Genomic DNA, 12,340 nt, shown 5'->3' with positions numbered 1-12,340 from the left:
AATCAACTTACAGTTCCGATAGCAGTACACGCCGGCAACGTGCCGTCACCGGTGGTCTCGTACTCGAGGGAACCCCGATTGTCGTTTTCAAACCGACGGTTTCGGGAGTTTCGTGTGTAACTCCCGTCACGCGGGTTCGAGCGGCGGCCGCGAACGTCCCGCGGTCGCGTTGCGGGATCATCGTCGCTCGATCAGTGTTCCCTCGCTGCCGACGGCAACCGCCAGCTCCTCGCCGACGGCGACGGCCTCGAGCGCCGCGCTCGCGCTCACGTCGGCTCGTTCCCACTCGGCCCTCCGTCCGGCGCGCTCGTGGATATCGCCCGCCTCGTCGCAGACGAGGAGTCGCTCGCCGGCTCGAGCGATCCCCGACAGCGCCGTCTCGCCGATTCGTTCGGGAGTCCACGTGGAGCCGTCGAATCGGTGGACGACGCCCGCGTCGGTACAGACGTGGCAGTCGCCCTGCTCGCCGGCGGCGATTCCGGTCGGCGTCCCGTCGGCACCCTCGAGCCCGACCGTCTCGAACGTCTGCCCGCCGTTGTCGGTCTCGAAGACGCCGTCGTTCGTGTCGCAGCAGTAGCCGACCGACGCGTCGACGAGCGTCGCGTCGCTCAGGCTCGAGCCGCTCCCCGGTTTCACGGGCTCGTCCCAGCCGAGATCGCCGTCGCGGTAGCGCCCGCGGATGACCTCGCCCGAGCCGTTTATCAGGAGGACGGTCTCGTCGCCGCTCGATCCGGCGACGGCGAGTCCGGAGAGGTTGTTCGTCTGCCCGTCGGGCGCCGAGTAGTCCGTGTGTCGACCCGACGAGCAGTCGAACCGACCGACTGCGCCGCCGTCGCCGGCGACCCAGGCGATCGCTCCGTCGTCCGTCGCGTCGACGCCGCGGAGCGTCTGTCCCTGCGCGGCGGGGCCGTCCTCGATGAGCACGTCCCAGCGTTCGTCGTCGCGCTCGAGGACGATCCCGCCGTCGCCGACGGCGATCGCACCCGACGACGCGATCGCGGCGTCGAGCAGGGTCGCGTCGGTCGGCGCGTCGACTGGCTGCCAGTTCGGCTCGGCGTCGGATTCGTCGTCGGCGTCCGAATCGATGGCCGACTCGGTCGACTCGGCGTTCGGTTCGGCTTCGGTCACCGGTTCCCTCTCCGGTTCGGCTTCGGTCGTCGGCTCGTCCTCCGGCTCGGCCGACGACGCTGGTTCGCCTCTCGTTTCGACCGTCGGTTTTGGCTCGGTCGCAGGCTCCGCTTCCGTCACGGGTTCCGGTTCGCCCTCCGCCGCCGACGACTCGAGCGAATCGGCGTCCGATGTCGACGACGGTCCGTCGTCGGCTTCGTCCCGGTCGGCCAGTGCTGCATCGGTCGGCGTCCTCGGGTCGTCGCTCGAGCCGCCCCGCTTTCGAGAGAGGTAGAGGACGATAGGCGGGATGATATAGGAGGCGAGCGCCAGGACGACGAACCCGCGGTGGACGATGGTGAGCGTCCCGAACGCGGTGAGCCCGGCCGTCGCAACTGCGTGCATCCACGTCTTCGTGTACTGCCGAAAGAACGAACCGAAACTCTCGGGTTCGGAGCCTGTCGCCATCGACTAGTCGCACCCGTCCTCGAACGGTCGACTCTCGTTACGGCCGTCGGCCGCCGGGTCGGCGACGATCGGCGACGAGAACTGTACGCTCATGGTGTGATACACCGGCTTCCGAACGGAAAAGCCACAACCCTGGGTTTGCCAGAACCGGAATCCGTCGGTGTCGAACCTGCAACGTTATACTGGGTGAGCGGCAACCGGTGCGTAATGCGCGAGGAGGCGACGGCGTTCGTTCCGGGCCACATTACGGGCTTTTTCAGCACGCACCCGAACGACGATCCGACGAAGGCCGGTTCACGCGGTGCAGGGCTGACGCTCACCGACGGCGTCGAGGTTACGGTCGAACCTGCTACCGAACCGGCCGTCGTGCTCGACGGCGAACCGATCGAGATCGATCCGGTGACGACAGTGCTCGAGACGCTCGACGCGTCGGCCCGCGTCGAGGCCGAGTCGGAGCTCCCGATCGGCGCCGGGTTCGGCGTCTCGGGAGCGATGGCGCTCGGCACCGCCTTCGCGGCGAATCACGCCTTCGAGCGGAAGCTCTCGCAAAACGAGCTGGTGACCATCGCCCACGGCGCCGAAGTGCAGGCCGGGACGGGTCTCGGCGACGTCGTCGCACAGGCACAGGGTGGCGTTCCGATCCGGCTCGAGCCGGGCGGGCCCCAGGTCAACAAACTCGACGCGATTCCCTCTCGAGCGCGCGTCGAGTACGTCACCTTCGGCGAACTCTCGACGGCGGACGTGCTCGCGGGCGACACCGAACGGCTCTCGACCGCCGGGAAGACGGCGCTCTCGCGGATCGTCGAGGAGCCGACGCTGCTCTCGCTGATGTACGCCTCCCGGAAGTTCGCCCGCGAGGCCGAACTCCTCACTCCCGACGTCGAGGCGACGATCGAGGACGCCGGTGCCGTCGACGGCCAGGCGTCGATGGCGATGCTCGGCGAGACCGTGTTCGCCCTGGGAACCGGGCTGTCCGACGCCGGCTACGAGCCGTCGGTCTGTGCGACTCATCCCGCCGGTGCGGTGCTCAAGTGACCGCGTTCGGGAGATCGGTCGGCTTTTTATCTGCGGTCGCGAGTCACCGATCGTGACCGACTACGACACCGTCTCCGCGGAGGTCGAGCACGAAGAGGAGATCCCGGAGGACCATCCCAGATACCAGGACCTGCTCACCCGTCACCGAATCGAGCAGGGTGTCGAGAAGGGGATCACCCACCTGCAGGGGATGCACGCCGAGGGCCGGGGCAGCGCCTTCGACTATCTGCTCGGCGAGGAGACCATCCCGAGCGCCGACGAAGCCGAACGCGTCGCCGCCGCCCACCTCCTGCTCGCGGAGCGACCCGTGCTCTCGATTAACGGCAACGTTGCGGCGCTCGTCCCCGGCGAGATGGTCGCCCTCGCCGAGGCGACCGGCGCCGACCTCGAGGTCAACCTCTTCAACCGAACGCCCGAGCGGATCGAGACGATCGCCGATCACCTGCGCGATCACGGTGCCGAGGACGTGAAGGGGCTCGAGGCCGACGCCCGAATTCCGAACCTCGACCACCAGCGCGCGAAAGTCGACGTCGACGGGATCCACGCGGCCGACGTCGTGGTCGTCCCGCTCGAGGACGGCGACCGCGCGGAGGCCCTCGAGGAGATGGGCAAGACCGAGATCGTGATCGACCTCAACCCGCTCTCGCGGTCGCCGCAGGTCGCGGAGGTGCCGATCGTCGACAACATCATCCGCGCGGTGCCCAACATGACCGCTCACGCGCGGGACCTGGCCGGTGCCGAGGAGTCGGAACTGCGTGCGATCGTCGAGACGTTCGACCGGGAGGCGGCGCTCGAGGCGGCCGAAACCCGAATCCGAACCGGTGACCTCTAGAACTCGTCCGTGATTCGCGGCGAGACGGCGTCGCGTTCGTCCTCGCGCTCGATGACGAGACTCCCGCCGCCGCTCTCGACGAACGGGAGGCGAGAGCGGACCGACGCGACGGCTTCTTTCACCCGGTAGTGCGACAGCGAGAGGTACTCGCTCGCTCGGCGGCTGATCGAGGTGTCGATCTCGTAGGCGATGTCGCAGTCGTCGCCCCGGAGCGTCTCTCCGTCGTCGCCGACGAGCCGGCGTCGGGCCAGTTCGACGCCCTTTTCGGCGTCGTACCCGCGTGCAACGTAGTGCTTGTAGGGATGTCGGATCCAGGAACACTCCCAGTGGGCGTAGACGTCGACGCCCTCGGCGTCCTCGAGTTCGTGCAACACGATGTGAAGCTGGGAGGAGGCGAGCGGCGAGGGGCGCCACACCCACGATCCCTCGGCGGTGTTGCCGTCCATCCGGACCTTCAGCGCGGCGATCGGGTTGCGCGAGAAGCCCAGCCGTTCCAGTAGCGACTCGAGGGCGTCCTCCGAACAGTGGGCGGTCAGCACGTACTCGTCGGCGGTGGTATGGCTGACGGCGTAGCCGCCGAACGACCCCCGGAGGAGGTAGTGAATCTGCGGATAGAAGCTCCGCCGAGCGGCGTTGATCACGTCCTCGCTGTAACCCATGTGACCGGAGTGGTAGCTCGACAGCCGTATGAACGTTCGGCAGGCAGGAGCCACGGCCGGTCCCTGTGAAATCGCATGCGGGCACGATGCGTGAATACGCCGGTAGAACGGTTACGTAGCTACTGGTTGACAATCAGGACACTCCGATGAATACGACTCACAACGACGAGATAATTATTCGACGGACGCTCGACACGGATCAGGACGCACCGGCAGCTCAGATCGTCGAAATCGTCGCCAACCTCGAGGGACGAGAGCCGACGGAGCTGTCGCCGATCTACTACAGCGTCGACGAGTTGCTCGCGAATCTCTTCTCGTCGCCGCCGAAGGCGGAGGCCGAGGCGTCGCTCGAGTTCACCTACGAGGGATACCAGTTTCACGTCCGGCAAGACGGCGTGACGACGGTTTCGAACCGTACACAATCGGCGGCCGGCTAGCCGAAGGCGGGAACAGCCGGCGATCGCTTCGCGCCCGCGACCGTTCGCTTGCGCTCGGCGTCGATCGGTTACTTTGAGCTACCCGCGACCGAAGTCGTGGGATTCAGCGTGGATTCCGTTCTGGCCGATTCCTCGACGGGAGAGTAACTCCCGGTCGCGTTCGTCATCCCGCTGTCTGCTCACGGGCGCTTCGCGCCCGTTCGCACGCTCCGCGGGGCCTCCAGTCCCGCGCTATTCGAGCGCACGCCCGAGGATGCGCCTCCGTCGCCTTCAGTTCGGTTGCGTTCGAAAGTCGCACTGCGATTTCTGACAGCGGAGATACCGCAAATCGATTTTTCACCGTCGCAAAGTCGCTGCGCGACTGTGCCGCCCGTCGGATTCCATCCGACGACCGCGTTGTAATCGGCGTAGCTCTCGTACGCATTGCAAACGCTCGAACGACTCGTTCTCACGGTCGTCTGGGCGCACGAATCCACGGTGCAGTGACGGATTCATTCCACGGCTAAAGCCGTGGGCTCTCTCGTTATGTATAAAACCGTTCGACGGATGCGATTAGACAGAGATGGACGCCTACGAGTTGATCACGAGAAACGCCGAGGAGATCGTAACCGACGAGGAGGTGCGCGAACTCGCAGCGGATCCCGAGGGAAAGCGCGTCTACGTCGGTTACGAACCCTCCGGCGTGCTCCACCTGGGACACCTGCTGACGGCAAACAAGCTCATCGACCTCCAGGACGCCGGCATGGAGGTCGTCGTCCTGCTCGCGGACGTCCACGCCTACCTCAACGGCAAAGGTAGTTTCGAAGAGATCCGCGAGACCGCCGAACAGATGAAAGCGCAGTTCGTCGCGTACGGTCTCGACGAAGCAAACACGGAGTTCGTCTACGGTTCGTCGTTCCAGCTCGACGAGGAGTACGCGCTCGACCTCCACGAACTCGAGCTCTCGACGACGATGAACCGCGCCCAGCGCGCGATGGCCGAACTGCAGTCGGGCGAGACCGCGAAGGTCAGCCACCTCGTCTACCCGCTGATGCAGGCGCTCGACATCGAGTACCTCGACCTCGACCTCGCCGTCGGCGGACTCGACCAGCGTAAGGTCCACATGCTCCACCGCGAGGAACTGCCCGACCTGGGCTACGAGTCCCGGCCGTGTCTGCACACCCCGATCGTCGCCGACCTCACCAGCGGCGAGGGGAAGATGTCCTCGAGCGAGGGCGTGACGATCTCGATGGAGGATTCGACCGAAGAACTCGAGGAGAAGGTCAACTCGGCGTTCTGTCCGCCGACGCGGGATCCGGAAGGCGACCTCGAGAACCCCGTGCTCGAGCTGTTCGAGTACCACGTTTTCCCGCGGTTCGAGGAAATCGTCGTCGAGCGACCCGAGAAGTACGGCGGCGACCTCACCTACGAGGACTACGAGAGCCTGGCCGCGGACCTCGAGTCCGGCGAGCTTCATCCGGCGGACGCGAAGGGGACGCTCGCGACGTACCTCGACGAGCTGATCGCGCCGGGTCGCGAGAAGCTGCGCGAACTGCGGGGCTGAGTACCCCCGACGACGGATCGTTTCGACCGATAGCCGTAAGACGCGCGGACTCGCGGCGACGACCGGGATTCGCGCGGTTCAGAACGGGGTTTCGTCGAACCAGTAGCGCGTCACGCTGTCGGGAACGTCGGCGGGACCGATGGCCGTCCAGTCGACCTCCTCGAGCGCGTCCCACCGCAGGTGGACGTAGGACACCTCGGGAGCGACCTCTTTGTCCGGGTCCCGTACGTACGAGTTGATCTCGATTCGCAGAATTTCGTCGGTCCGCTCCAGGCACGCGTCCGCGACGTGGTACGAGTTCGAATCGACCGCGTCGCGGATCGCCGCCGGGTCGTCGTCCGTCGTGAACGGGAGGACGTGACGGAGTCCGACGGAGACGCCGCCCGGATGAAACTCGCTCTCCTCGACTTCGTCCGCACTCAGGACGAGTATCTCGTCGGAGGATGCCGACTCCGACTCCAGAAATTCGCGCACGTCCCGCACGATGGCGTCGGTTCGCTCCTCGTTGCTCCAAAGACAACCACCCGCAGGTGCCACCGAAAAGCCGCCGATCGCGGAGAGGATTTGCCGCCGGTTCACAATATTCGTAACCAAATCGTAATAAAAAATGTTTGGACTGAGTACCGTTTCGTCGTTCGCTTCCTCGCACCCTGAAAGCAGGACAATCGGAAACTCGACTCGAGGAGGGCGAATCATCGCCTCCGGAACGCCCGCGCCGACAGGTTCGACGGATACCGCGACCCGATCCCGCCGATTCAAGTACGAGGGCTTCCCTCTCGAGGCTATGAACGAGACGCGACGGGCGATCCTCGAGCGAATCGCGGACGGGCCGGTGTCGGGACCCGACGTCGCCGACTCCCTCGAGATTTCGCGGGCGGCCGTCTGGAAGCACATCGAGGCGCTTCGCGAGGCCGGCTTCGAGATCGAGAGCGGACCGACCGGCTACGAACTGACCGACGTCGCGGCGTACAACGGGCCGGCCGTCGAGTACGGGCTCGAGGCGCCGTTTTCGGTCGACTACCACGAGTCGGTCGGGAGCACCAACGACCGCGCTCGCGAACTGGCGACCGACGGCGCGAGCGACGTCGCCGTCCTCGCGGACGAACAGACCGGCAGCCGGGGTCGCCTCGAGCGCGAGTGGTCATCGCCGTCCGGCGGCGTCTGGCTCAGTATCGTCTCGCGGCCCGAGATCGCGCCGGCCCGCACCCCTCTCTACACGCTCGCGGCGTCGGTCGCGACGGCGCGCGCGGCGCGGGAGGCCGGCGTCGACGCTCGGATCAAGTGGCCGAACGACGTCGTCGTTCCCGTCGGCGACGACGGCTCCTACCGGAAGCTCGCGGGCATTCTCACGGAGATGGAGGGCGAGACCGATCGCGTCGAGTGGCTCGTCGTCGGGATCGGCGTCAACGCCAATATCGACGCCGACGCGCTTCCGCCGGAGGCGACCTCCGTCCGTGCCGAGGCCGGCGACGTCGACCGTCGCGCGTTCGTCCAGCGGCTGCTCGAGGAGTTCGACCGCTACCGGAGCGATCTAGAGGCGGTCGTGCCGGCCTGGCGCGACCTCGCGCTGACGCTCGGCCAGCGCGTTCGAGTCGATCGTCCCTCGGACGAGATCGTCGGCGAAGCGGTCGACGTCACCGACTCGGGAGCGCTCGTCGTCGACACCGGCGAGGAACGCGTGACGGTGGCTGCCGGCGACTGCGAGCACCTGCGCCCTATTTGATCGGTTCGGCGTCGGACGGCCCCGCCGTGCCTTCGCCGGCCGCCGCGGGCTGTCCCTCCGAGTTCTCCTCGAACCCGTCCTCGCCGACCCGAACCGTCAACACCGGGACGGACGCCCGCCTGACGACCCGTTCTGCGACGCTCCCCAGGAGCAGTCGATCGATCCCGCCGCGACCGTGGGTGCCCATGACGACGAGGTCGCAGTTTTCGGGGGTGGCCTCGTCGACGATGACGCGACTCGGCGATCCCTCGAGAACCTTCGTCTCGACCTCGAGGTCGGGAGGTGCGAGCTTCTCGACCCGTGCGACTGCCTCTTGTCCCTCCGATCGGAGTGCGTCGCCGATCCCCTCCCAGGCGGTCTCCATCGGGAGCCCGCCGTAACTGGCGACGTTGGCGACGTAGATCGCCCGAATCTTCGCGTCGTGAGCGCGGGCGAGGTCGAACGCGTACTCGAGTGCGTGCTCGCCCTCGGGTGAGCCATCCGTCGGAACGAGGATGCAATCGTACATCTGTTACCACGTAACATGGATGGCGTTCGTAATAACGTTACGGTAAAAATCTCCGATTACGGCCCGGTCTTCACAGTAGACTCGACCGAGCGGTCTCGGATTCGGCGGCTCCGATCAAAAAAGGCGTCTGAACTGGTGGTCGATGGCGTTCCTGCTCAGCACTCTACCGGCAGGTCGTCGACAGTTCGGTCGTCGTCGAGGTCGTAGTCTTCACCTGCACCGATGTCGCCGTCAGCACCGGCGTCGTCACCGGCGGCCTGGTCCTCGTCGCCGGCGTCGCCGTCGTCGTCGCCGGTCTCGTCTTCGTCGACTTCCTCGCCGTCCTCGATCGTTTCGCCGTCCTCGTCGTAGTCTTCGTCAGCGGCATCGTCGTCATCCGTAGCGTCGTCGTCATCAGCCGCGTCGTCCTCGTCAGCGGGCGCGTCGCCCTCTTCGGTAGTCTCGTCTTCGTCGACGGCATCGTCATCGTCAACGACCGTTTCGTTCTCGTCGGCAGCGTCGTCGTCATCGACGGTCGTCTCGTCGTCGTCAACCTCCTGGCCGTCTTCGATGGTCTCGCCGTCCTCGTCGTAGTCCTCGTCTACGGCACCGTCGTCGGTGGCGTCATCATCGTCGACACCGGTGTCGTCCTCGTAGTCGACCTCATCGTCGACCTGGTCCTCGAGATCGGTCGCGTTCTCGGCGTCCTCGGGGAGTTCGACGGTCACGTTCTCGTCGTGGTCGTCGAAGTAGATCGTTTCGCTGGCGGTCACCGTCATCCGGTCGAACGTGTCGTCGACCTCGCCGTCACTCTCGGCGACGGAGTCGCCAGTGACACAGAGGTAGGCGTCAGTAACGGCCTTCACCGGCTGGTCGGTCTCGTCGTCGAGCCAGACCGTCACCGTCACGTCGAACTCGTCGGCGAGTTCGTCGAAGTCGTCCGCGTAGACCTCGCTGTCCTGCTCGTACTGGTCAGCGTTCGCCTCGAGGTCCTCCGCCGTCATGGCCGCGTACTCGTCCCAGTCGAGGGAGAACTCGACGACGGTCGTCTCCGTACCGTCCACTTCTTCCTCGCCGACGACTTCGGCGTCGGAGGCGTCCTCGAGTTGCTCGTACTGTCCGAGCTGGTCGAACTGTGCGAACTCGGCCTCGGCGTTAGTCTCGTCATCCTCGAGGTCGATCTTCGTCCACTCGGACTCCTCTCCGAGGGATCCGTCGGCGTACAGGATACCGTCGGCGAGGTAGCTCGTCGCCTCGTGTTCGTCCCCGGCTTCGTCGGAGTCGGTGGTCGTCGTCCGAGTCTCGGTCAGGCGCTCGTTTTCGGCGTCGACCGCGCCGGACCCGTTGGCAGCACTCGAAATGTCAGCTACCTCACCATCGTTCTCGACGACGACGGTGGATTCCGCCTCGAGATAGTACGTATACGAATCGGCGGCTTCAACAGCGACGTCGTCCGCTGTGCTGTCGTCCTCGGCGGCTCCGGCTCCACCGATTCCGACGGCGGAAACGGCTCCGAAGGCGACGATCAATACGAGCAGGCTCGCGAGTAATCTTCTCCGTGTCATTTGTAACGACAGCTTACATTTTTCGTAGTATCCAGTTACCCGTTGACCAGAGATATGAAAGCCAGTTAAATATACACGCTATCTGGTTTCTTCACCTGTCCTGAAAAATTCGCGAGGGCAGACGACAGGCGTGGCCGAGGATCGTCGCTCCTCGTCGACCGCATCGGATTCCCACCGTCGGTAAAGATTCGACCCACGTCGATACCGGCACTCTCGAGCGTCTCCCCGCGTCTCGACGACCATCTCGGAGATACTACAGACGTCGCAGCCGATCTCCTCGAGGGGGGTCCAGTTCGTCCAGCGACGGCTCGTTTCTCGCTGGCATACTGCTCGACCGGCCGAGAGCGAGAACAGCCGGTGACTCCGGGTGATATTGGCTACTCGGTCGCGTTCTCGACGGCTTCCTCGATCGCCTCGTCGAGTTCCTCCCGGTGAGCGTTCGGCGAGTAGGGTTCGCCCTCGACGCTGATCCGCGGAACGCGAGACACCGGTAGTTCGCGAACGTATTCAGTCGTCTTCTCGATTCGGTCCTCGTACGCGTCGTCCTCGACGGCAGCCCGGATCCGTTCGGGGTCGTCGACACCCGCCTCGCGTGCGACGGCCTCGATACGGTCCGGTGTCGCCCAGTCGCTCCCCCCGACGTTGACGAGGACGTACTCGACGAACGACCAGAACTGCTCGGGATCGTGCTCCCAGACCGCCAGACCGGCACGGGCCATTCGCGGCCCGTCCTCTCCGTAGAGCTCCCGCCCGTCGCGGTAGGCGACGGCGTGAACCTCGAGGTCGACCGTGCCGGGGCGGACGTACTCGTCGACGAACGCGTCGAACTCCTCGTGCAGAAACCGGTTGGTGTACGGGCACTTCCAGTTCCCGAACAGTCGGACCGTCACCGGCGCGTCGCCGCTACCCACGAGCGGATACGTGGAATCCGGTTCCTCCGGAATCGGGATCTCCGCGAGCGCACCCCCCGGCTCCTCGAGGTCGTCCGTTTCGGGTTCCTCGAGTTCTTCGACTTCGTCGGGTTCGTCCCCGTTCGCATCGGTTTCGTCGAGCGATTCGTTCCCGTCGTTCGTTCCGTCCGAGCCGGCACCACCCGGCGAGGAAGGCGTGGTCTCGTCCCCCTCCGACGAGTCGGAGAGGAATCCGACGCAGCCGGATAGTCCCACCAGAGTTGTCCCTCCGCCAACTTGTAGTACTCGTCGTCGCGTTCGCTCGCTCTTCGTCATACCCGTTCCTTACTCGAGATACGGAATTACTACAAAGGGGGTAATCGGCATCTTAGCGGGTGTATAATCTATTCCACTCTGTTTCTGCACACCCGTCGGAACGGAGCGAACGGTTCTCACGGCGCTCCTGCCGACGTCCGGTCCGAAACCGGTACGAGAGGTCGGAGCCGTCCCACCTCCGCGGGAACGTCAGGGCTCGAGCACGACACCCGTGACGTCGTCGACGCCGGCGCGTCGAACGACGGCCCGCACGGGATCCCGTGCGCCGGCGAGGTTGTCCGAGTCGCCGTCCAGTACCGCGAAGCGGGCGGTCCGCCCCGACTCGAGCGGGCCGTACTCCAGGTCGGCCACCTCGGCGCCGTTGATCGTCGCCATCCGGAGGATCGTCTCGGCCGGGAGGTCGGAACATTTCGCGAGGAACTCCATCTCCCGAAACATCGACGGCGAGTTGAGCATCACGTTGTCGGTTCCCAGCGCGAGCGTCGTCCGCTCGTCGAGTTCGGAGACGGGCGGGAAGCCGACGTCCGTCACGAGGTTCGAGCGCGGACAGACCACGATCGGGATCTCGCTGTCCCCGATCCGGTCGAGGTGGATCGGCTCGGGGTGGACGACGTGGACCAGAAAGTCGGGGTCGAGATCGAGCGCGGCGTTGAGGTCGCTCGCGTCGGCCTCGCCGGCGTGAATGCCGAACGGCTTCCCGGCCGTCCGCGTCGCGGCGCGCTCGCTGTCGAAATCGGCGTCGTTTGCGCCGCTCGCACCGAACCCGTCGCCGGCTTCCATCGCGTCGACCGATCCGCGAGCGAACGACAGCGCGTCGATCTCGAGCCCCTCGACTGCCGCCTCGAGCATGCGAACGCCCTCGACGCCGCCCTCGCGAAAGTCGAGGCAGACGGCGGTCCCCCCTCGCTGCATGAACCGCAGGGACCGACGCATCGCGCTCTCGAGTTCCTCTCGAGAGGATTCGCGCAGGAGTCGGTGTTTCAGCCCGTCCGGCGGGGCGACCAGTTCCTCGAGCGAGAGGCCGCCGCCGGCCTCCTTCGCGATCGAGTCGCCGATGTGGGTGTGGGCGTTGACGAACGCCGGCAGAATGATGTCCGAACTCTCGACCGACTCCTCTTCGATGGCTTCGATCCGCCCCTCCTCGTCGATCACGATCCGTCCCTCGACGGGCTCGAGTTCCCGCCCGCGGAGAATCGTCCCCGTTCGTTCCATACTGGTGTGTTCGCGGGGCGGCCCTTCAACGGTTCGCGTTTTGTCT

The 12,340-nt window shown here is 65.8% G+C and carries 12 protein-coding genes; 5 read left to right on the top strand and 7 right to left on the bottom strand.

All coding sequences use genetic code 11. The features are described 5' to 3' along the window. Positions 1-177 precede the first annotated feature (177 nt). Positions 178-1,575 carry a hypothetical protein gene (locus NED97_RS13895; RefSeq protein WP_252487617.1) on the bottom strand — a complete coding sequence of 466 codons (1,398 nt, stop codon included), beginning with the start codon at positions 1,573-1,575 and terminating at the stop codon, positions 178-180. A 207-nt stretch (positions 1,576-1,782) separates the two neighbouring features. Between NED97_RS13895 and NED97_RS13890 the strand changes: the two genes are divergently transcribed. Together NED97_RS13890 and NED97_RS13885 are read left to right on the top strand one after the other, a co-directional pair. After that, positions 1,783-2,610 carry a pantoate kinase gene (locus NED97_RS13890; protein WP_252487616.1) on the top strand — a complete coding sequence of 276 codons (828 nt, stop codon included), beginning with the start codon at positions 1,783-1,785 and terminating at the stop codon, positions 2,608-2,610. Positions 2,611-2,662: 52 nt separating this feature from the next. Beyond that, entirely contained in the window at positions 2,663-3,442 is a 780-nt protein-coding gene (locus tag NED97_RS13885; RefSeq protein ID WP_252487615.1) for a 4-phosphopantoate--beta-alanine ligase, read from the top strand. Here NED97_RS13885 and NED97_RS13880 read toward each other — a convergent pair. After that, positions 3,439-4,101, bottom strand: coding sequence for a hypothetical protein (locus NED97_RS13880; RefSeq protein WP_252487614.1), 663 nt, complete (start codon positions 4,099-4,101; stop codon positions 3,439-3,441). The genes NED97_RS13885 and NED97_RS13880 overlap by 4 nt on opposite strands. Before the next feature lie 146 nt (positions 4,102-4,247). Here NED97_RS13880 and NED97_RS13875 point away from each other — a divergent pair, with 146 nt between their 5' ends. Together NED97_RS13875 and NED97_RS13870 are read left to right on the top strand one after the other, a co-directional pair. Then, entirely contained in the window at positions 4,248-4,538 is a 291-nt protein-coding gene (locus tag NED97_RS13875; protein ID WP_252487613.1) for a HalOD1 output domain-containing protein, read from the top strand. A gap of 562 nt (positions 4,539-5,100) precedes the next feature. Then, complete coding sequence (locus tag NED97_RS13870) at positions 5,101-6,081, top strand: tyrosine--tRNA ligase (protein WP_252487612.1); 981 nt, start codon at positions 5,101-5,103, stop codon at positions 6,079-6,081. 78 nt (positions 6,082-6,159) lie between these two features. Here the strand turns inward: NED97_RS13870 and NED97_RS13865 are convergent, their stop codons facing one another. After that, complete coding sequence (locus NED97_RS13865) at positions 6,160-6,660, bottom strand: hypothetical protein (protein ID WP_252487611.1); 501 nt, start codon at positions 6,658-6,660, stop codon at positions 6,160-6,162. A 205-nt stretch (positions 6,661-6,865) separates the two neighbouring features. Between NED97_RS13865 and NED97_RS13860 the strand changes: the two genes are divergently transcribed. After that, positions 6,866-7,804, top strand: coding sequence for a biotin--[acetyl-CoA-carboxylase] ligase (locus NED97_RS13860; RefSeq protein WP_252487610.1), 939 nt, complete (start codon positions 6,866-6,868; stop codon positions 7,802-7,804). On the opposite strand, the gene NED97_RS13855 is transcribed toward NED97_RS13860, so the two are convergent. The 4 genes from NED97_RS13855 to NED97_RS13840 all read right to left on the bottom strand — a co-directional run bounded on the left by NED97_RS13855 (position 7,797) and on the right by NED97_RS13840 (position 12,294). After that, positions 7,797-8,312, bottom strand: coding sequence for a universal stress protein (locus tag NED97_RS13855; RefSeq protein ID WP_252487609.1), 516 nt, complete (start codon positions 8,310-8,312; stop codon positions 7,797-7,799). The genes NED97_RS13860 and NED97_RS13855 overlap by 8 nt on opposite strands. A 155-nt stretch (positions 8,313-8,467) precedes the next feature. Then, positions 8,468-9,856, bottom strand: coding sequence for a hypothetical protein (locus NED97_RS13850; protein WP_252487608.1), 1,389 nt, complete (start codon positions 9,854-9,856; stop codon positions 8,468-8,470). 377 nt (positions 9,857-10,233) lie between these two features. Further along, entirely contained in the window at positions 10,234-11,022 is a 789-nt protein-coding gene (locus NED97_RS13845) for a DsbA family protein (RefSeq protein ID WP_252487607.1), read from the bottom strand. Between the two features lie 249 nt (positions 11,023-11,271). Continuing rightward, the gene (locus tag NED97_RS13840) at positions 11,272-12,294 is read right to left on the bottom strand and encodes an amidohydrolase family protein (protein WP_252487606.1); all 1,023 of its coding nucleotides are present in this window, start codon (positions 12,292-12,294) and stop codon (positions 11,272-11,274) included. Positions 12,295-12,340 lie beyond the last annotated feature (46 nt).

Origin of the sequence: Natronococcus sp. CG52 (assembly GCF_023913515.1) — an archaeon.
In the GTDB taxonomy this organism is placed as follows: domain Archaea; phylum Halobacteriota; class Halobacteria; order Halobacteriales; family Natrialbaceae; genus Natronococcus; species Natronococcus zhouii.
This window is presented reverse-complemented; position numbering and strand designations above follow the sequence as displayed.